Source organism: Kushneria konosiri (genome assembly GCF_002155145.1).
Lineage (GTDB): Bacteria > Pseudomonadota > Gammaproteobacteria > Pseudomonadales > Halomonadaceae > Kushneria > Kushneria konosiri.
Genome location: NZ_CP021323.1, coordinates 476,939 through 496,627 on the forward strand (window position 1 = coordinate 476,939; position 19,689 = coordinate 496,627).

19 protein-coding genes and 1 tRNA gene are annotated in these 19,689 nt (G+C 59.5%); 7 read left to right on the plus strand and 13 right to left on the minus strand.

From position 1 onward, the window contains the following. Positions 1-37: 37 nt before the first annotated feature. From B9G99_RS02255 to B9G99_RS02270, 4 genes are all read right to left on the minus strand, one after another. Complete coding sequence (locus tag B9G99_RS02255) at positions 38-1,537, minus strand: SulP family inorganic anion transporter (protein ID WP_086620564.1); 1,500 nt, start codon at positions 1,535-1,537, stop codon at positions 38-40. A 650-nt stretch (positions 1,538-2,187) separates the two neighbouring features. After that, positions 2,188-2,817 (minus strand): YceI family protein, encoded by a 630-nt coding sequence (locus B9G99_RS02260; RefSeq protein WP_227875890.1) that lies wholly within the window; start codon positions 2,815-2,817, stop codon positions 2,188-2,190. 95 nt (positions 2,818-2,912) lie between these two features. Next, positions 2,913-3,668, minus strand: coding sequence for a slipin family protein (locus B9G99_RS02265; RefSeq protein ID WP_086620565.1), 756 nt, complete (start codon positions 3,666-3,668; stop codon positions 2,913-2,915). A 30-nt stretch (positions 3,669-3,698) separates the two neighbouring features. After that, entirely contained in the window at positions 3,699-4,277 is a 579-nt protein-coding gene (locus tag B9G99_RS02270; RefSeq protein WP_158521423.1) for an NfeD family protein, read from the minus strand. 227 nt (positions 4,278-4,504) lie between these two features. Here B9G99_RS02270 and B9G99_RS02275 point away from each other — a divergent pair, with 227 nt between their 5' ends. Further along, positions 4,505-5,257, plus strand: coding sequence for a 7-cyano-7-deazaguanine synthase (locus tag B9G99_RS02275; RefSeq protein ID WP_086620567.1), 753 nt, complete (start codon positions 4,505-4,507; stop codon positions 5,255-5,257). A 37-nt stretch (positions 5,258-5,294) separates the two neighbouring features. Here B9G99_RS02275 and uxuA read toward each other — a convergent pair whose 3' ends face one another. The 6 genes from uxuA to manD form a co-directional block, all read right to left on the minus strand. Beyond that, the gene (gene uxuA, locus B9G99_RS02280) at positions 5,295-6,476 is read right to left on the minus strand and encodes a mannonate dehydratase (protein WP_086620568.1); all 1,182 of its coding nucleotides are present in this window, start codon (positions 6,474-6,476) and stop codon (positions 5,295-5,297) included. 32 nt (positions 6,477-6,508) lie between these two features. Beyond that, positions 6,509-8,008: a mannitol dehydrogenase family protein gene (locus B9G99_RS02285; RefSeq protein ID WP_086620569.1), complete on the minus strand. Its 1,500-nt coding sequence runs from the start codon at positions 8,006-8,008 to the stop codon at positions 6,509-6,511. Between the two features lie 45 nt (positions 8,009-8,053). Beyond that, positions 8,054-9,340, minus strand: a complete 1,287-nt coding sequence (locus B9G99_RS02290; RefSeq protein WP_086620570.1) for a TRAP transporter large permease — start codon at positions 9,338-9,340, stop codon at positions 8,054-8,056. Positions 9,341-9,344: 4 nt separating this feature from the next. Then, the gene (locus tag B9G99_RS02295; RefSeq protein WP_227875891.1) at positions 9,345-9,938 is read right to left on the minus strand and encodes a TRAP transporter small permease; all 594 of its coding nucleotides are present in this window, start codon (positions 9,936-9,938) and stop codon (positions 9,345-9,347) included. 84 nt (positions 9,939-10,022) lie between these two features. Continuing rightward, entirely contained in the window at positions 10,023-10,967 is a 945-nt protein-coding gene (locus tag B9G99_RS02300) for a TRAP transporter substrate-binding protein (protein WP_418268962.1), read from the minus strand. A gap of 153 nt (positions 10,968-11,120) precedes the next feature. After that, the gene (manD, locus tag B9G99_RS02305) at positions 11,121-12,332 is read right to left on the minus strand and encodes a D-mannonate dehydratase ManD (protein WP_086620572.1); all 1,212 of its coding nucleotides are present in this window, start codon (positions 12,330-12,332) and stop codon (positions 11,121-11,123) included. Positions 12,333-12,563: 231 nt separating this feature from the next. Between manD and B9G99_RS02310 the strand changes: the two genes are divergently transcribed. From B9G99_RS02310 to dps, 3 genes are all read left to right on the plus strand, one after another. Next, positions 12,564-13,343: an FCD domain-containing protein gene (locus B9G99_RS02310; protein WP_174678750.1), complete on the plus strand. Its 780-nt coding sequence runs from the start codon at positions 12,564-12,566 to the stop codon at positions 13,341-13,343. A 53-nt stretch (positions 13,344-13,396) separates the two neighbouring features. Beyond that, positions 13,397-13,624 (plus strand): hypothetical protein, encoded by a 228-nt coding sequence (locus B9G99_RS02315; protein ID WP_086620574.1) that lies wholly within the window; start codon positions 13,397-13,399, stop codon positions 13,622-13,624. A 153-nt stretch (positions 13,625-13,777) separates the two neighbouring features. Then, positions 13,778-14,317 carry a DNA starvation/stationary phase protection protein Dps gene (gene dps, locus B9G99_RS02320; protein WP_086620575.1) on the plus strand — a complete coding sequence of 180 codons (540 nt, stop codon included), beginning with the start codon at positions 13,778-13,780 and terminating at the stop codon, positions 14,315-14,317. 102 nt (positions 14,318-14,419) lie between these two features. Here dps and kdgK read toward each other — a convergent pair whose 3' ends face one another. Beyond that, positions 14,420-15,346, minus strand: coding sequence for a 2-dehydro-3-deoxygluconokinase (gene kdgK, locus B9G99_RS02325; protein ID WP_169712213.1), 927 nt, complete (start codon positions 15,344-15,346; stop codon positions 14,420-14,422). Positions 15,347-15,482: 136 nt separating this feature from the next. On the opposite strand from kdgK, the gene B9G99_RS02330 reads away from it, so the two are divergent. The 3 genes from B9G99_RS02330 to B9G99_RS02340 all read left to right on the plus strand — a co-directional run bounded on the left by B9G99_RS02330 (position 15,483) and on the right by B9G99_RS02340 (position 17,122). Further along, positions 15,483-16,148, plus strand: coding sequence for an HAD family hydrolase (locus B9G99_RS02330; protein ID WP_086620576.1), 666 nt, complete (start codon positions 15,483-15,485; stop codon positions 16,146-16,148). 71 nt (positions 16,149-16,219) lie between these two features. Continuing rightward, positions 16,220-16,936, plus strand: a complete 717-nt coding sequence (locus B9G99_RS02335; RefSeq protein WP_086620577.1) for a DUF2076 domain-containing protein — start codon at positions 16,220-16,222, stop codon at positions 16,934-16,936. Positions 16,937-17,032: 96 nt separating this feature from the next. After that, positions 17,033-17,122 (plus strand) — tRNA-Ser (locus B9G99_RS02340). Between the two features lie 66 nt (positions 17,123-17,188). Here B9G99_RS02340 and B9G99_RS02345 read toward each other — a convergent pair. Together B9G99_RS02345 and B9G99_RS02350 are read right to left on the minus strand one after the other, a co-directional pair. Continuing rightward, the gene (locus tag B9G99_RS02345; protein ID WP_086620578.1) at positions 17,189-17,695 is read right to left on the minus strand and encodes a copper resistance protein NlpE; all 507 of its coding nucleotides are present in this window, start codon (positions 17,693-17,695) and stop codon (positions 17,189-17,191) included. Between the two features lie 97 nt (positions 17,696-17,792). Next, positions 17,793-19,109 carry a sensor domain-containing diguanylate cyclase gene (locus tag B9G99_RS02350; protein WP_158521424.1) on the minus strand — a complete coding sequence of 439 codons (1,317 nt, stop codon included), beginning with the start codon at positions 19,107-19,109 and terminating at the stop codon, positions 17,793-17,795. Positions 19,110-19,689: the final 580 nt, after the last annotated feature.

Here is a 19,689-nt window from a genome sequence, read left to right on the forward strand (position 1 = left end):
CGGGCGACCATGCCGCCGCCCGGGAACGTGATGATGCTCAGTGACCGCCCGGTTCTATAATGCCATCGGTCTTGTCGTGTACCCCGAAGCGGTCGACCATGGTCTGACTGGCTTCATTGAGCCCGATCACCTCGACATCGGTGCCTTCTCGACGAAATTTCATGACGATTCGGTCCAGTACTTCCACCGCCGTGACGTCCCAGAAATGGGCGTGCGTCACGTTGATGCAGACCCGATCAACCCCTTCCTTGACGTCAAAGGCATCGGCAAAGCGGGTCGTCGAGGCGAAAAAGACCTGACCGCGCACGTGATAATCACGTTGCCGAGAGCCTTCCTGTTCGGTCATCACGCTGTCGACCTGCAGAATGCGACCGATCTTGTTGGCAAAGAAAAGGGCCGCCAGCAGCACACCGACCAGCACGCCCATGGCCAGATTATGGGTGGCCACGGTCACGGCCACTGTCGCCAGCATGACGATGTTGGTGGTCAGCGGCTTTTTGGGCAGATCACGAATCGACCCCCAGTCAAAGGTACCGATCGAAACCATGATCATGACCGCCACCAGCGCGGCCATCGGAATCTGCGCCACCCAGGGGCCCAGAAAGACCACCAGAATCAAAAGCCCCACACCGGCTGTCATGGTCGAAAGCCTTGTCCGGCCGCCGGATTTTACGTTGATGACGGTCTGGCCGATCATGGCACAGCCGGCCATGCCACCCAGAAAACCGGTCGCCACATTGGCAATCCCCTGGCCTCGGCATTCACGATTCTTGTCGCTGGACGTATCGGTCAGATCATCGACAATCGTGGCGGTCATCATCGACTCCAGAAGCCCGACCATCGACAGGGTCAGGGCATAGGGGAAGATGATCATGAGCGTGTCGAGGTTGAGCGGAATATCAGGAATCAGAAAGACCGGCAGGCTGTCCGGCAGATTGCCCATGTCGCCCACGGTGCGCACATCAAGACCAAAGATCATCGCCACGGCCGTCATCAGCACAATACAGACCATCGGCGAGGGGATAACCTTGCCCATTTTCGGCACATACGGAAAAAGATAAATGATGCCCAGGCCCCCCAGCATGATGGCATAGACCGTCAGCGTGGCATTGGCGCCCGTAATCTCTGGCAGCTGCGCCATGAAGATCAAAATGGCGAGCGCGTTGACGAAGCCGACCACCACCGAGCGGGAGACAAAGCGCATCAGATTGGCCAGTTTCAGATAGCCCCAGAGGATCTGCAAAAGTCCGGTCAGGATGGTCGCCGCCAGCAGATATTCAAGGCCGTGATCCCGCACCAGGGTCACCATCAAAAGTGCCATGGCACCGGTGGCCGCCGAAATCATCGCCGGCCGGCCACCGGTAATCGAGATCACCACCGCCATCGAAAAGGACGCATACAGCCCGACCTGAGGGTCAACGCCTGCGATGATCGAAAAGGCGATCGCCTCGGGGATCAGCGCCAGCGCCACCACCAGCCCCGACAACACATCAGGACGTATATTGGACAACCAGTTTTGTTTTATTGAGCCTCTCATGCTCACTCTTCCCTTTCACGGTTAAAAATTCATGATGCCCCCATGGGGCAAGCGAGTGCTGCCGGCGCTCAAACATCGCGCGCCGGGCGAAAAAACGGATGACCTGTCATGTCACGATGGTTGTCTACATACCATGAACATGTCTGGCGACTTGCGCCGAAAAACGATCAGTGACTGCATCGATACCATGCTCCCTTTTGAATCAGGACATGACAGGCCGGCCACGGGTAACGGACGAGCCTCTAGCGACACCATCATTTCATTTAAAACGACATACGGGGGTTTGACGCCGGAGACGTCACGACAAAAGCACTCGTGCGAGCGCACCGCTCGGGTGAGCGGAGATCCCTGAAAGGCTCAGGGCGGCGTGGAACGCCAGGGGGTCGTGACAGGCATCGAGATCATTGCTGCAACTCATCAAGAAGGTCGTTGATTGCGGCGCAGTTTAACAGCCGAAGCGTCATCATGCATCCCGCAATGGGCATGTTATGCTGCAGGCATTTGTCTTCAAGAAGATGACGGCGGCTGGACATCCGGACCTTGCATCACGCCCCCAATGTCACAAAAAGGGCCGCGAACTGCAGGGTTCGCGGCCCAAAGGATCAGACGTCACGGACGTCATATTCCCGATGGCAGGAAAGTAGCCGGTCTTATTCGGGGACGAATTCCGCCTCGATCTGCAGCTTGACCTCGTCACTGATGCCCTGCTGATCACCTTCCGGCATCAGGTAATTGATGGCAAAGTCGCTGCGCTTGATGGTGGCTTCGCCGTTGAAACCGATATGGTATTTCTTGTCGAAGGCGTAAACGCCCCCTCGATTGAACTCGGCCTCGATCTCGACCGGATGGGTCTGACCGTTGAGGGAAAGATCACCGATGATGGTGGCCTCATCATCGCCGTCAAGCTCGATGTTTGTGGAGGTAAAGGTCGCCGTAGGATGCTTGCTGCTATTAAAGAATTTCTCGCCCTGAAGGTGCTCGCTCAAATCACTGCCGGTCAGCACCCTGTTCAGCGGTATCTCGATTTTCAGGTTGCTGTCGGCCGGATCCTCACCGAGTCTGAGTGAGCCGGACAGATCCACGAACTGGCCTTCATAGTGTGAAAAGCCGTAATGATCCACACCCCAGGTGATCTTGGAATGCAGCGGATCAATGGTGTAATTGCCGGCCGGAACATCGTTGATGTTGTCGGTTTCAGGCGTCTGCTGATCCGCCATGGCCGGTGCGATGTTCAGCATCCCTGCCAGCACGGCAGCACTCAATGCGGTCTTCTTTAGCACGTGACACTCTCCCTGGATAATCCTTGAAACGACGTTTCACAGCATAGGTTAAACCGGACATTCCTGCGGCCTGATTTCAGATTTGACACAGACGATCATGAGCCCGAGTGATGACGCATCTGCTCAAAGATTTTGGTGATCTCCAGCGGCAGTGGAAACACGATGGTCGAGGCATTCTTGTTGCTCATGTCGCTCATGGTCTGCAGATAGCGAAGCTGCAGGGCGGCCGGGTTTTTGGACATGATCTCGGCGGCTTCCACCAGCTTTTCGGAAGCCTGCATCTCCCCTTCTGCCGCGATGATCTTGGCCCGACGCTCGCGTTCTGCCTCGGCCTGTCGTGCGATGGCGCGCACCATATCCTCGCTGATGTCGACCTGTTTGATCTCGACGTTGGAGACCTTGATCCCCCAGGCTTCCGTCTGCTGATCGAGAATGGTCTGAATATCATCATTAAGACGATCCCGCTCGGAAAGCATCTCGTCGAGATCGTGCTTGCCCAGTACCGAACGCAGCGTGGTCTGGGCGATCTGACTGGTGGCCATGCCGTAGTTTTCGATCTGGATAATGGCACGCTCGGGATCAACCACCTTGAAATAGACGACCGCGTTGACCCGCACCGTGACATTGTCGCGCGAGATGACGTCCTGCCCCGGCACATCCAGCGTCACCGTACGTAGATCCACAATCTCCATTTTCTGAATCACGGGAATAATGAAGAAGAGCCCGGGCCCCTTGACGCCCTGAAAGCGTCCCAGAAAGAACACCACCCCGCGCTTGTATTCCGGCAGCACCTTCACCGAGGCGGCAAGAATGAAAACAACAACAACAATGGGAATCAGATAGGTGAGCATGCGACGTCTCCCTGACAGGGCCTGATAGGCTTATTCATGCGTGGATGTTGCATCGTTTGTGGTGGCCGGCGCCTCGTGCTCGAGGACCAGCACAAGGCCATGCACGTCGCTGACGCGGCGACGCTCTCCTTCTGCCACGGGGGTAGTGCTGCGCGCCTGCCACCGCTCGCCCTTCACTCGGGCATAGCCGTGATAGTCACCCTGATGGTGTTCGGTGAACTGACGAGTAGCTTCGGCCACGGCGCCGATGACCTCCTCGCGCCCGCCCATCGGCGTGATATGTCGAAAGCGCAAAAAGCGCATCACGACCCATAGCAAAAAGCCCCCCAGCAGCAGGGCCGCCGCGATGACCATGGCCATTCCCAGCACGCTGTCGCCTCCGGGCAAAAGGCCTGCGTTGACCATCATCGACGCCCCGATAACAAAGACCAGAAGCCCAAGAAGGCCCACGACACCAAAGGTTGGGGTCACGGCCTCAATGCCGATCAGCAAAAGACCCAGCAACACGATTAAAACCCCGTCCTCGACGGCCAGCGGTGTCGCCGCCCAGGCAGGCAATGCGACCAGCGACAGTGAAAGAAACATCAGTATGCGGGATGAAGGAGTCATAAAATCCCCCGGCAGACGCGCTGCATCAGACATCATTGATTAGCAGGATACACCCGCTATCGTCCGCCCGCCTGAACGAATGCCCGCGGTCTGGGCATTGTGCAGACACGACCGGATCGAAGCGCAGCGGCCTTGCACGCCTGAGACGCGCGAATCGGCCTAATCAGCAGAGCACCAAATGCGCTAGCGTCCGTCCCACTCCATTAAACCTGAATTATGGAAAGCTTATGCAACCGCGGATAGATGTACTGTGGACAGGCGGCTGGGATTCAACCTATCGGGTGCTTTCGGCGGCGATGGTCGATCAAAGGACGGTTGTCCCACATTACATCGTCGACCTGGGACGCGGCTCCAGTCTGCGCGAACTGCAGGCCATTTCAGAGGTACGCGCGGCGCTGAACAGTATCGATCCGGAAGCCGCCGCCCGAATCGAGCCGCTGCGGATCACGCCGGTCACCGAAATTGTGGAGGATCATGAGCTGAGCGCGGCGTATCACCGGCTAACGCAGCAGGCCCATCTGGGCAGTCAGTATGACTGGCTGGCCCGCTATGCCAAAAGCGAAGACCTTCATCATCTGGAGCTGAGCGTCCACGTCGATGACAAGGCCTATCACTTTTTGAAGGGCCGAGTGGTCGCTACCGAAGAAGGCAGCTGGACCTTCGATGAACGCGTCGATACCGATGAGGCCATTTTCCGCTTTTTCGACTTCCCGCTGCTGGAGATTTCCAAGACGCAGATGAAAGCCGAGGCCGAACGCTACGGTTTTATCGAGGCACTGGAGAAGTCCTGGTTCTGCTATAGCCCGATCGATCAGGCGCCCTGCGGACTCTGTAACCCGTGCCGCTATACCATCGAGGAAGGCATGGAATACCGCCTGCCGACAAAGGCGCTGCGCCGCCATCGCACCCGACACCTGCGACGTGTCGCCAGAGCGCCAAGAGCCCTATGGCGCCGGGCAGCGCGTGCCCTCTCATCCTGACAAGCCCTGCGCCGGTACGATCCGGCAGTAGCATCGGCTAGATCAGCGCCTTCACGGCACGCTCCACTCCGCGCAGCTCGGCCAGTCCCTTGAGCCGTCCGATCAGCGGATAGCCGGGGTTGGTCTGTCGTGCCCTGTCGTCACAGAGCTGGTGGCCGTGGTCGGGCCGCATCGGCAGTCGGGCGCCACCGTTTTCGGCGCGGCGGCGCTCCTCGCTCACCAGCTCGCGTATCACCCCAACCATGTCGACATCGCCGTCCAGATGCTCCGCCTCGATAAAGCTTGAAGGGTCGTGGGCATCACGCCGTGTGGCGCGCAGATGAATGAAGTGAATGTGCGGGGCAAACTCGCGCGCCATGGCCACAAGGTCGTTATCTTCACGCACCCCATAGGAGCCGGTGCAAAAGGTCAGGCCGTTGGCCGGACTTCGCACCTGCTCCAGCACCCAGCGGGCATCCTCGGCGGTCGAGACAATCCGTGGCAGCCCCAGCAGCGGGCGCGGCGGGTCATCCGGATGCACCGCCAGGCGTATCCCCAGCCGCTCGGCTACCGGCACGACCTGCTGCAGGAAATGACGATAGTTGTCCCGCAGCCGGTTTTCATCGATGGCCTCATAGGCCTTTAAATGCTCGAGAAACTGCGACAGCGTGTAGTGCTGGTCTGCCCCCGGTAGCCCGGCAATCAGGGTATCGACCAGCCGTGCGCGCTCGGTGTCATCCATGCCCTCAAAGCATTGGCGCGCCGCCTCGATCTCGGCCTCGCTATAAAGCGCCTGCGCCCCCGGGCGTTCAAGAATGAACAGCTCAAAGGCGGCAAAGGCGGTCTGATCAAAGCGCAGGGCGCGCCCGCCGGTGGCGGTGGGCCATTCAAGCTCGGTGCGCGTCCAGTCCAGAATCGGCATGAAGTTGTAGCACACCGTGTCGATGCCGCAGGCGGCCAGATGTTCAAGCGTTTTGCAGAATACCTTGATGGCGCGGTCGCGGGCTTCGAGGTCCAGCGCCTGCTTGATCGTCTCCGGCACCGGCACACTTTCCACCACCGACCAGGACAGTCCTGCCGCCTCGATCAGCGCCTTTCGCTCGGCGATTTCCTCGACCGACCAGGGCGCATCCGGCGCGTGTCCGTGCAGGGCCGTGACAATACCGGTGGCACCAGCCTGACGGATCTCGGGTAGCGTCACCGGGTCATTGGGGCCGAACCAGCGCCAGGTATGTTCCATGCCTCTCTCCTGTCCCGAATCCTGAAGGTCTGTTAGATGGTTGCCAGATGCTGCTCGAGGGCGGCGCGCATACCGAGCTGTTCGATGGATGAAAGCGCCTTTTGTACCTGCTCTCCAAAACGCGGCGCACTGACCAGCGATGGTGAAAAGATCGCCTCGATGCCCATGACGGCCGCCGCTCGATCAACGCTTTTTTCATGGGCATGGCACTGCGCCAATTGATCCGCCATCGGGTCGCTGACCGGATAGGCCCGGCCCTGCTCGTCCACGCCGCGGGTGTAACGAATCCAGGCCGCCACGCCGAATACGGTGGCCTTGAGCGCCTGCTCGTCATCGCTGGCGGCCAGGCGCGCCTCGCCACCACGCAGCCAGCGCTGGGGCAGTTTCTGAGAGCCGTCCATGGCGATCTGATGCAGCCGGTGGCGCAGACTGTCGTTGCCAAAGCGCGCCATGAGGTCGCGGGCATAATCTTCCAGCGAGACACTTTCCGGCATCGACAGGGTCGGCGCCGCTTCTTCGAGCATGTAGCGGCGCAGGAGCTTTTGCATCAACGGGTCGGTGACCGCCTCAGCCACCGTTTCCAGCCCCATCAGCGGGCCGGTGTAGGCCAGCAGTGAATGCGCGCCGTTGAGCATGCGAAGCTTCATGGTCTCAAAGGGCGCAACGTCCTCGACCATTTCGACCCCGGCGTGAGACCAGTCGGGACGCCCCTGCGGGAAATGATCCTCGATCACCCACTGCAGAAAGGCCTCGCTGACCACCGCAGCCGGATCCTCACAGCCAAACCGCTGCAAACGACCGAAGGCGTCTTCATCCATCGCCGGCACGATGCGATCCACCATGCTGGAGGGAAAGGCCACCTGCGACTCGATCCACTCGGCAAGCGCTACATCACGCCGTCTGGCCAGCGCCACCACGGCGCGCCGGGTGCGCTCGCCGTTGTCCGGCATGTTGTCACAGGAGAGCACCGTAAAGGGCGCAAGGCCGGCCTGGCGGCGCCGGGCGAGCGCCTCGACCAGAATCCCCGGTGCCGTCCGGGGCGCATCATGGTGGGCGATGTCGGCAGCAATGGCCGGATTATCGATCAACAGCGTGCCTTCACCGGGGCTCAGGTAATAGCCCTTCTCGGTGACGGTCAGGGTCACGATACGGGTATCCGGATCGCTCAGGCGGGCCAGCAGCGCCGGTAGATCCTCCCCCTGGCGGCCCTGAGCGTCCGTACCGGTAAACAGCGCCTCGCTGATGGCCCGAACCTCGCGCAGGGTGACATGGGCGCGATCGGTATATTCGGCCAGATGGTAACGAAAGCCCTGATCACGAAGCGTCTCCCCCAGCGCACGATTACTGCGGAGATTAACGCTGCAGATGCCCCACTCCTGCTCGCCACGGGCGATGCACTGCTCCACCACCCGGGCCTGATGCGCCCGATGAAAGGCACCCAGCCCAAAATGCACGATGCCGATGCGCTCGGGCGCGTTGTTTGATGCGATGTGGACGACATCGATGGCGTCCTGATGGTCGGATGAGCCCATCACTGTCTCCTTGGTCGTGGCGTCTTTTTGATAGCAGGCGTCACATTACCCTGCCGGCCCCATCACCAGATTGGGCAGCCACAGCGAAATGGCCGGGATATACATCACCAGCACCAGTACCGCCAGGTTGCACAAAAGAAACGGGATGATGGCGCGCGCGACCTGACTCATGCGGATCTCGCCGATCCCCGATACCACAAACAGACAAATGCCTACCGGCGGTGTGGTCAGACCGATCATCAGATTCAGGACCGCCATGATGCCAAAGTGCACCGGATCAACGCCGACGCCGGTCGCCACGCCCAGCAGTGCCGGGAAAAGGATGATCAGCGCTGCGATGGTCTCCATGAAGGTGCCGACAAACAGCAGGATCAGATTGAGGATCAAGATGACCACCAGCGGGTTGTCGCTGATGCCCAGGATGCCATCGGCAATCATCTGTGGAATGCGTTCGCTGGTCAGAATCCAGCCAAACAGATTGGCAAGCCCGACCAGCATCATCAGGGCCGCCGAGGTCAGAGCCGCATCGACAAAAAGCCCGGGCAGGTTGCGCCAGTTCAGCCCCTTGTAAACGAATAGCCCCACCACCAGCGCATAGAGACAGGCCACGATCGAGGCCTCGGTGGGCGTGAAAAAGCCGCCGATGATGCCGTAGAGGATGATAAACGTCATCAACAGCGCCCAGAACGCGCTCTTGCCCTCGATCAGGATCTCCTTGAGCGTGGCACGCTTTTCCTTGGGATAGCCCCTTTTAACCGCCAGCACATAGACGGTAATCATCATCCCCAGCGCCAACAGAATGCCGGGGACGACGCCTGCCATGAACATGCGCCCGACCGAGATACCGGACAGCGAGCCCACAATGATCATCGGCACGCTGGGGGGAATGATCGGGCCAATCGTTGAAGACGCCGCCGTGACGGCCGCCGCGAAGGGCTTGTCATAGCCGGACTTCGCCATGCCCGGAATCATGACCGCGCCCACGCTTGCCGCATCGGCCACGGCGGTGCCGGAAATGCCGCCAAAGATCATCGACCCGCCCACGTTGGCCAGTCCCAGCCCCCCACGAATGTGACCGACCACCGCGTTGGAAAAGCGCACAATGTGCTCGGTGATATTGCCCACGTTCATCAGGTTGCCGGCCAGAATGAAACCGGGAATACACAGCAGCACGAACGAGTCCATGCCGGCAAACATGCGCTGGGGCACGATGGTCAGCGGGATGCCGGCGGTAAAGAGATAGGCCGCCGAGGAGATGCCAAGTGCAAAGGCAATCGGAATACCGGCAAACAGCAGGACAAAAAATACGGCAAACAGCATTAACACTTCCATGGTGCTACCTCCGCTCGCCGCCAGGCGCTGCTTTATCGTGACGAGACAGGCCCAAAAGTCCGGCCACGGCTTCAATTGCCCCGATCACGCCGTACAAAATGACCATGCCAAACAGCACCACGGTGGCGCCGAAGACCCACTGCATCGATACCTTGAGCGCCGGAGACGTCTGAAAGGCGCCGATGCTTGAGTACTGCCAGGCATAAGGCAGGATCAGCCAGGCAAAGCCGACAAGCACGACGCTGATCAACAGCTGATAAAAGCACGCCCCCCTGACGCCGAAGCGATGATGAAAGAGTTCCAGACTGATGTGCTTGCCACGGCGCATGACCAGCCCCGCGCTGACGGCAATCATCATGATAAACAGATAGCGCGACAGCTCCTCGGTCCATACCGGCGCTGCTGGCAGAATCAGACGCCCGAGAATCTGCACGATCACCACGCCGGCAATCGAGATCAGTGTCAGACCGGCGATGGTGGCCAGCAGCCGATCCAGCAGGTTGACCAGGGCACCAAACACGCCGCCCAATCGCGGCACGCGCCCCAGAACATCAAGCGCCTCCAGTGCATCGCTGGCTCGCTTTTCAGTGTCGCTCACGTGGTATGTCTCCCTGCTGCCGTGCCCCTTTGGCGTTTGCCAAAAGGGCACCAAGGTCATCATTCAAGCCGTGACTGGCGGGGTTCAGAGCTTTTCGATGCGCTCGAGAAGCTCGGTCTGCTCGGGATTGAGCGCTTTCTTGATGGCCGGCATGGCTTTCTCGGCGAAGGCTTTTTTGTCGACCTCGACAAAGGTCATGCCCTTGTCCTTGAGGGCCTGTTCCAAGCGCTTCTGATCCTGGGCGAACAGCTCGCGCTCGTAACTTTGCATGTCGCCGGCGGCGTCACGCACCACCTTTTGAAGATCATCCGGCATGCTGTCGAGCTTGCGCTTGCCAATGACCACATAGATCCAGCTTCTGACGTGATCGGTCATGTTGACGTATTTCTGCACCTCGGAGAGGCTCGCGCTTTCGATCAGAGACAGCGGGTTTTCCTGCGCATCGATGGTGCCCTGCTGAAGTGAGGTAAACACTTCACTGAAGGCCATGGGCGTGGGCCGTGCGCCCAGCGCCTGCCAGGTATCGACAAACAGCGGAACGTTGGGCACACGCAGACGCAGACCATCCAGATCATCCGGGGTCTTGATCTCGCGGTTGGAGGTCAGCTCGCGCGGTCCGCGCTCAAACCAGGTCAGCGGGACCAGCCCGGTGCGTTCGGTGATCTGGGCCTCGATTTCGCTGCCGATATCGCCATCGACGGCCTTTTCAAGCTGCTTGCTGTCTTCAAAGGCATAGGGCACGGCCATCATGGCGGCCTTGGGCGCCCAGTTCTGGAGGCTTTCACCGGTAATGGTCATGTCGGCCGTCCCCAGCTGGATGGAGTTGATCATGTCCATCTCGTTACCCAGCTGCTCGTTGGGATAGACCTGTACTTCGATACGACCGTCGGAGTTTTTCTCGACCGCCTCCTTGAAGTGCATGGCAGCCTTGTTCCAGATGTTCTGGTCGTTGGCCAGATGGCCGAATTTCAGCGTGTAATCAGCGGCCTGTACCGGTGTGGCCAGAGCCATGACGCCAGCGGCCAGCATCCCGGCCCCGATCAGCTGTGACAGACGCAAACGTGACATTTGACGCATCGACATACCTTGCTCCTTCAGGGCCTGCGCCCTGATCAAATCAAGCGGTGGGATCATCCATGGCCCGAGAGGGCGTTATTGATCGTTTTGCCTCTTTTTATCGACCTACCAGTGCCAGAGCGTGCCATCCTCGAGGCGGTTGACCGGCAGACTGGCGCGCCTGTAGGGGTACTTGCCCGCCAGCGCCTCATCGATGTCCACGCCATGCCCGGGCGTCTCGCCCGGCGTGAAGTGGCCATCCTCGAAGCGATAGGCGTGCGGGAAGACGGCTTCGATTTCCTCGCTGTGCGGCATGTGCTCCTGAATGCCGAAGTTGGGCACCCAGGTATCGAAATGCAGCGCCGCCCCCATGCAGACCGGAGAAAGGTCGGTCGGGCCATGAAAGCCGGTGCGCACGTGATACAGCTCGGCCAGCGCCGCGATCCGACGCATGTGCGTAATCCCGCCGGCGTGGGTCAGGGTGGCGCGGATATAATCGATCGACTGCGACTCGATCAGCTCACGGCAGTCGTGAATCGAGTTGAAGACTTCCCCAACGGCCAGCGGCGTGGTGGTGTGCTGGCGAATCAGTCGGAAGGCGCTCTGGTTTTCGGCCGGCACGCAGTCTTCGAGCCAGAACAGGTGATAGGGCTCGACCTCCTTGCCCAGTCGCGCCGCCTCGATGGGAGTCAGGCGATGGTGGACGTCGTGCAGCACGTGCAGGTCGTCACCGAAGCGCTCGCGCACGGCCTGGAAGAGCTTGGGCACATGATTGAGATACTTCGACGTGCTCCAGACGTTTTCGCTCGGCAGGCTCGAATCGGCCGGTTCATAGCGCTCACCGGCCTTTTTGGCGACGCCGTAGGTGGAAGCAATGCCGGGAATGCCGCACTGGACGCGCACCGCGCGATAACCCTGCTCCACGTGACGGGCCACCTCTTCAAGACAGCCTTCGATGTCATGGCCGGTGGCGTGACCATAAACCATGACCCGATCGCGACTCTTGCCGCCGAGCAGCTTGTAAAGCGGCATGCCGGCCGCCTTGCCCATGATGTCCCACAGCGCCATGTCAACGGCCCCGATCGCGGACATGGTGACCGGACCACGACGCCAGTAGGCACCGCGGTAGAAGAACTGCCAGATGTCCTCGATACTGGAGGGATCACGTCCGATCAGTGCGGGGGCCACGTGCTCTTCGAGATAGGCCACGACCGCCAGCTCACGACCATTGAGCGTCGCGTCACCAATACCGTAGATCCCTTCATCGGTTTCAATCTTCAGGGTCACCAGGTTACGACCCGGGCAGGTCACGATGACACGTGCATCTACAATCTTCATGGAAGTTCTCTGCCTGTGTGCTCCAATGACGCCAGGCTACCTGCATTACGATTGGCATACCAAATAGACATTGGTATACAAGTAGTTCGCAGGGCTTCAAAACAGGTCTTAAAGTGTTGTTATATGGGCTTTATGAGCATACCTCGGTAGAATTGGCATGCCACAACAGGCCACCAAAAAACCAGAGGGCATGGGGTCTCATGCGGCTCTGGAGCCATCAGGGAGATCGGGATGCGCCGACAGTATCAGATCATTGGCGAGCAGATTGGTCAGCAGATCGACCGTGACGGCTATCGTCCCGGCGAAAGACTGCCCACGGAGCGCGAATACGCCGAGCGCTTTGATGTCAGCCGTACGGTGGTCCGTGAAGCCTTTATCATGCTGGAGCTGGCCGGACGCGTAGAAGTCCGCAAGGGATCAGGCACCTATGTCCGTGATGCCGGTGACAGTGTCGAATCTGCCTCGACAGTCGCCCTGAACATGTCTGCCCCCACCGAGGATATCGGCCCGTTCGAGCTCTTGAAGGCACGTCAGGTGGTGGAAAGCGCCGTGGCCTCGGCCGCGGCCGAGCTGGTGACGCCAGGCGACATCCGAGCCCTGTCGGCGCTTCTGGCCGAGGAACGCTGGGCGCTGGAAACTTCTCTCGGCGGGCAGGAGCTGAGCAATGCCCCCGACCAAGCCGACCGCGCCTTTCACCTGCTGATTGCGCGCGCCAGTCAAAACACGCTGCTGGAAGATGCCGTCAACCGGCTCTGGGAGCAGCGAGATCGCAGCCCCATGTGGCGACGCCTGCACGGTCGCATCATGGATTTCTCCTATCGCCGCAGCTGGCTGGACGATCATGATTGCATCCTGGCCTGTCTCAAAAAACGCGACAGCACCGGTGCCCATGACGCGATGTGGGCGCACATCGAGCACGTGATGCACACACTGTTCACTCATTCCGATACCGATGATCCGGCCTTTGACGGCTATCTCTTTACCCGCGGCATCAAGCGTTCCTCTTCCTGATCTCCCCTGCCGGTTCCTCTTGCGCGGTCGCCGGCGTTGGCCTCAATGCCTTTTTGTGGCTGTTCGTACCGGAGCTTTTCTGGTTCTGGTGGAACGTGACCGGCGCCGTCACCATGCTGGTCGTTGCGCTGGCCACCAGTGCCGTGACACATCGCCGCACGCATGTTGATGTCATGCCCCGACCCGTTCTGGACGTACATATACCCACGATCGCGGTACTGGGCGTTTTCTTTGTGGCCATTGTCGCGTTCAGCGTATGGCTGCCGACGCTTTTGACCTGAGCGTTGTATGGAGGTTTCTGAAGCAGACCTTGATATCGAGGAAGAACGTACCAAAATTCATGGGAAGGACGTCATGGCAAGTCCTGGGTAACACGCCATGATGCTCGCAGGAGCGAGCAGTATTTAACTGGTCTCGACAAAAGGATGTGATTCATGAGCAGTGCCAACACACGCAACATCAAGGATGCCAACCAGAAAGCCGCCACAAGGCTCTATCCGACGCGCAATGATCTCCCGGAAGAGACGCGCGCAAAGGTAGTAGCGGTCATGAACGAGCGTCTGGCCGAGCTGATCGATCTGGCGCTGGTGATCAAGCAGGCACACTGGAACCTCAAGGGCCCGCAATTCATCGCCGTTCATGAAATGCTTGATGGTTTCAGAAGCGGCATCGATGCACACGTCGATGAAGTGGCCGAGCGCCTGGTCCAGCTGGGCGGCACCGCGATGGGCACGGTACAACAGGTTTCCAAAAACACCAGCCTTGAGACCTACCCGGGCGATATCCATCGCATCGAGGACCACCTCAAGGCTCTGGCCGACCATTACGCCGGCGCCGGTGCGAGAGTGCGCAAGTCCATTGATCAGACCGATGAACTGGGGGATGCCGACTCCTCCGACCTGCTGACCGGAGTATCCCGCACGCTCGACAGCAACCTGTGGTTCATCGAGGCTCATCTGCAGGAAGGCGCCTGAGCCATCCTCTAGCGCACCCGGCCACAGCGCCGGCTACTGCAATATCACAACGGGAGTGCCCTGACGGGGCACTCCCGTTTTTTATCCATGCGTTCAGAGACGTCAGGGCATTTCGGGCATGTGCTCAGGATCGATGATCGCGCCACGATGCTTGATCACGGTCGAGGCCAGACGGTGCCCCCAGCGCGCTGCCTGCTCGACGTTGCCACCGGTAAGACGACAGGCCAGATAGCCGGCACTGAAGGAATCTCCTGCCGCGGTGGTATCCACAACCTTCTCGACGCGTTCACCGGCCACTTCGTGGCGCATGCCCTCACACTCGATCAGACAGCTCTCGGCCCCGCGCTTGATCACGATCTCGCCTACCCCCAGCTCGCGGTAGAACGCAAATAGCGCCTCGGGCGTTTCAACGCCGAACAGGGCCTGATCGTCTTCAAAGGTGACGATGGCCAGATCCACCTGCGCCAGCAGCGCCTGATGCGCCTGACGAGCCGTTTCCACGTTCTGCCAGAGCCTGGGGCGATAGTTGTTATCGAATACAACCCTGACACCGCGCGCGCGCAGCCCCGGGAGCCCGGAAAGCAGTCGCGCACGCCCTTCCGCGGTCAGAATGGCCAGACTGATACCGCTGAGATAGAGCGTATCGCAGTCCGCCAACCGCTCGAGCAGCTGCTCGCCCTCCTCGCCATCGAGCATGAAACGGGCTGCCGCTTCACTTCGCCAGTAGTGGAAGCGCCGCTCCCCGGCGTCATCGGTTTCGATGAAATAAAGGCCTGGCAGGCGCGACTCCAGAGTCCTGACGTTATCGACACCAACGCCTTCACGGACAAAGCGTTCGCGCATGGCCTGACTAAATCCATCCGTCCCCAGCGCCGTGACATATTCCACGTTCAGGGCATCGCCTGTCAGACGCGCCAGGTAGGCCGCCGTATTAAAGCTGTCGCCGCCGAAGGTCTGATGGACGGACTGTCCGGGCCGGCCATGCATTTCAATCATGCATTCGCCCATGAGCGCGATGGTGGATGACAAGATGGTTCTCCCTTTTCCGGCATTGTGTTTTGCGACGATGCACCTGAAGCTGTCAGGACTCAAGCCACACCGATACTTTTCAAACGATACTTTCAAACGTCACGACGTTCCCGAGAGAACAAGTTCAGGAGACCCCATGGCACGTATTAAATGTCTGATCTTTGACTGCGACGGCACCCTGGTCGACAGCGAACCCCTGCTTGCCGAGGTACTGGCGCAGACCCTGCCCGAAGCCGGCCTGCCCTTTCGTGCCAGCGACTATATGAACGAATTTCGCGGCGTGGTCTATGGCCATATCGTGGCGGAACTCGAGCAGCGCCATGGCAGCGTTGACGAAACAGTCAAAAGGGAGGCCGAAACACGTATGCGGGCCCGCCTGATGGCAGGGCTCAAGGATAGCCTGATCGTGATCGAGGGCATCGAGGCTTCACTCGAGACCCTGATGCCCGATTATCTCTGCTGCGTGGCCTCCAACGGACCGCTCAACAAGATTCGCCAATCCATGGAAGTCTCCGGATTGGGTCGCTTTTTTGGCGATCATCTCTTTTCAGCCTATGAAGTAGGCCATTTCAAGCCGGATCCTGGTCTCTTCCTGCATGCCGCTCGCGCCATGGGTGTCGCCCCCAAGGAGTGTCTGGTCATCGATGACGCCCCGGTAGGAGTGACGGCGGCACTGGCAGCCGGCATGCAGGTGGCGCACATCAACCACTTCCCCGATGAAGAACAGACGCCGGAACGAGCGCATGAACTCCTTCACATGAAGGATCTGCCCGCGCTGGTGCGCGCACTCGATCGGGCCTGAGCGGGGCACCATGACGCCAGACGATGGTCAAAGCAGTGACGGTTTTCATGCCTCGCACCAGGAGAGATTCCATGGCACGCAGTGAACAGGAAGTGATCGACGGTCTGTTTTCCCGCCTGAAGGATACCGAGGCTCAGACCGGAGAGCGGGATGCACAGGCCCAGGCGCGCATCGATGCCCACGTGCGTGACCAGCCAGGTGCGCCCTACTACATGGCGCAGACCATTGTGGTCCAGGAGGCGGCCATCAAGCGGCTCAACGCTCGCATTGAGGCGCTGGAAAAGCAAAAGAGCGAAAAACGCAGCAGCGGCGGCTTTCTGGCCGGTATTTTCGGCGCCGATCAGCGAGAAGAACCTGCTGCCGAGCGGCGCCAGACATCCGGTGCGTCAGGGCGACCGACCGGCAGTGGCCCGAGCCAGAACTGGCAGACCAATGGTCCGGCCCAGGCGCCCGGCAACGCCATGCGCGGCGGCGGCTTTCTGGGCGGCGCCCTGCAAACGGCGGCCGGGGTGGCCGGCGGCATGATGCTGGGCAACATGCTGATGGGCATGTTTGGGCATCACAACAGTGAAGAGATTGTCGATGTCATCGACGACCCGGTCGGCACCGATCATCAGGACGATCAGAGCGGTATGGACAGCGGTGACCCCGGCATGGATCAGGGTAATTTTGCACAAACCGATTACGATCCACAGTCCGACGCACCTTACGACGATGGCGGCTTTCAGGACGATAGTTCCTTTTTCGGTGGCGACGCTGGTGGATTCGATGATTTCGATGAAATCTAGCCGGCACTGACCGACGCTACGGATCCATCCGACCATGCCCGCAAGGTTTTCGGGCATGGACATACTGCCCTGACATCAGTACCATATGGCGCCTTCGGAGAGGTGGTCGAGTGGTCGAAGGCGCCGGTCTCGAAAACCGGAGTGGGTTTACGCCCACCGAGGGTTCGAATCCCTCCCTCTCCGCCAGATATGGAAAAGCCGGCCCTGGTGGCCGGCTTTTTTGTGCCTGATCCTCGGCTTGAAAGCCGGCCTCTATCCGCTGTAGGGCATCGACTGTGCCGCTGTTCCCGACGCAGGCTGTACCGGCTGGGCCACATGACGCAGCTCGATGTTTTGCGTGGTATTGATGGGCTGACCGTTGCAGTTGAGCTGACGCAGGCGGTCATTGCCGATGACCTGAAAGCTCATGCAGCTGTCGCTGCTTTCCGGGTCGAGGCGATAAATCACTGCCTGTGGGTCGACCTGATTGCCGCGCGTGACCACCCAGTCACCCGAGCGCGTCTGCACCTCCTGCGCCCGGTCGGTCCCCAGATAGCGCTGCTTGAGCGTATAGGTCGAGGCAAAACCGGTCATGCCGGAAGACACCAGCGTAAGTTCGGTATCAATCCCCTCGCAGTCTGCACATGGCAACACGCCCTGCCAGCTTTCAGCCACGGACATGACCTGAGGTGCCGACGACACTGCCGGCTGCTGACTGCAGCCGGCCAGTGCCAGACCTGCGGTGACCAGCAGGATACCGCTGGAAAAAGCTTTTTTCATGACACACCCTCGTTTGCCGTTAATTGCCCGAACCCCTGTCGTGTCCTGGCATGACTATAGGCAAACGTAGTCGAGTCGCTTCAAACTGTCCCGGCCTTCACGAGACGATTCGATCGCGGCCGCGTCCCTTGGCCTGATAAAGCTTCTGATCCACGCTTTCGACCAGATCATGGCTGCTCATGCCGCGAGCATTGATGATGCCGGCCGAAAAGGTGACCTGAAGCCCGCGCGGGCTGAGATATTCAAGCGTCAGAGAATGACGCAAACGCTCAAGGGCCTGAAAGGCGCCATTAACGTCGATCCCGGGCAGGATCAGCATGAACTCTTCCCCTCCCCACCGCACCAGAATATCGCTGGCCCGCAACTGGCGTGACAGTACCTCGGCAAACTGCTGGAGCACCTGATCGCCGACGGTGTGTCCATAGTCATCGTTGACACGCTTGAAGTGGTCGATATCCAGCAGGGCAACGCTGATATCCAGCCCCTGGCGCTCGGCCTGCTCAAGCGCCGCCTCAAGGCTGCTGATGCCGAACCGACGATTGCGAATGCCGGTCAGCTCATCATGGGTGGCAAGATATTCAAGGCGCACGTTTTTCTCTTCCAGCGCCATCTCGAGCTTTTTTCGCTCGCTGATATCGACCAGAAAGACCACATCCCGCGGCCGACCGTCCTCCCCCAGGATACGCACGCTCTCGACGATCACCGTATGACGCTCACCGTGACGCGCCACCAGTTCACATTCTCCAAAATGCTGGGCATGACCATGATGTTTGCCCATCGCACCCTGTTGCTGGCGCCGGAGATACTGATGGCTGCTATAGGGCACCACCACCGAGAAGGCGCGACCAATCAGCTCGTGCTCGTCATAACCGTGAAAGCGACAGTAGGCCGGATTAACCATTTCAAAGCGGCCATCTTCGGTCAGCACGCAAATGCCCATGGGGGTGGCATTAATGATGCTGGAAATGCACTCCTGACTGCGTTTGAGCTCTTCATGCTGAAGGATCTGTCGAGTGCAGTCCTGCACCACAAGCATGACTCGAGTGACCTTTTCCGCAGCTTTCAGGCGGCAACCGGTGATGTTCAACGCCAGGCGTCGCCCGCACCCATTGAAGCGTATCCAGCGAACGCGCGGCGTTTGCCCGTATTGGGAAGTGGTGTCATCAACACACCAGTCACGGGCCGGGTGATGCCCCGTGGCGTCAGGAGTCCATTGCCATGGTTCAGCCTGTTCGATGGGGTCGAAATGGTTCAGCAGGGTTCGAGCCGAATGATTGAGACCTTCAAGCGTAATGCGCTCGCCGCACTGGTAGACCAGCGCTGCAATGTTCAGCTTGTCGAGTGCCTCGATGGACGGGCAGTCGTCAGCAGGCGGCGGCAGACAATGACTCATCTCGTGATAATTACCCTTCATTACGTTATCACTACCAATAATCACATTATGGACATCAGTATCTGTCACTTCCTGTTTGATTAACGCATTAGCCTTCATCACTGCGAAAACGCACCGCAAAGGGTTCGAATGGCACAACTCGCATGAGCCAGAGACGTACAAAGGCATGAAGGATGCTGAATGAAAGACGTGACCGGGGAGGACAACTGGCAGTGTTTTTTACCAGTCAAAGGGGGAAATACAAGGACATTCAAATCCGTCGCTGACCTTTCTGTTTACAAATGAGTGACAATGCGTCCGGCGCCATCGCGCTGACACGTCCTTGCGCCATCTCTCCTGACACCGACATCGACTCAAGGTGCCCTGCTGTCACCGGGAAAGTGCTCCCCGGGCCTCTGCCCTCATGACCATGAGGACAGAGGCCGAGCATGAACGGGATCATTTTCTCACATCCATGCTTCTGCAGACCCGGGTCATGGCAATGACTGCACAAGGTCGCTCGGATACGTCTGCATTCGCGTCCAAAGGACCAGTTGCCTGATCCGGTATACACATTGAATCAGGCCTGCCCGGTTGCACCACGAATTGGCGCAGGCCTATG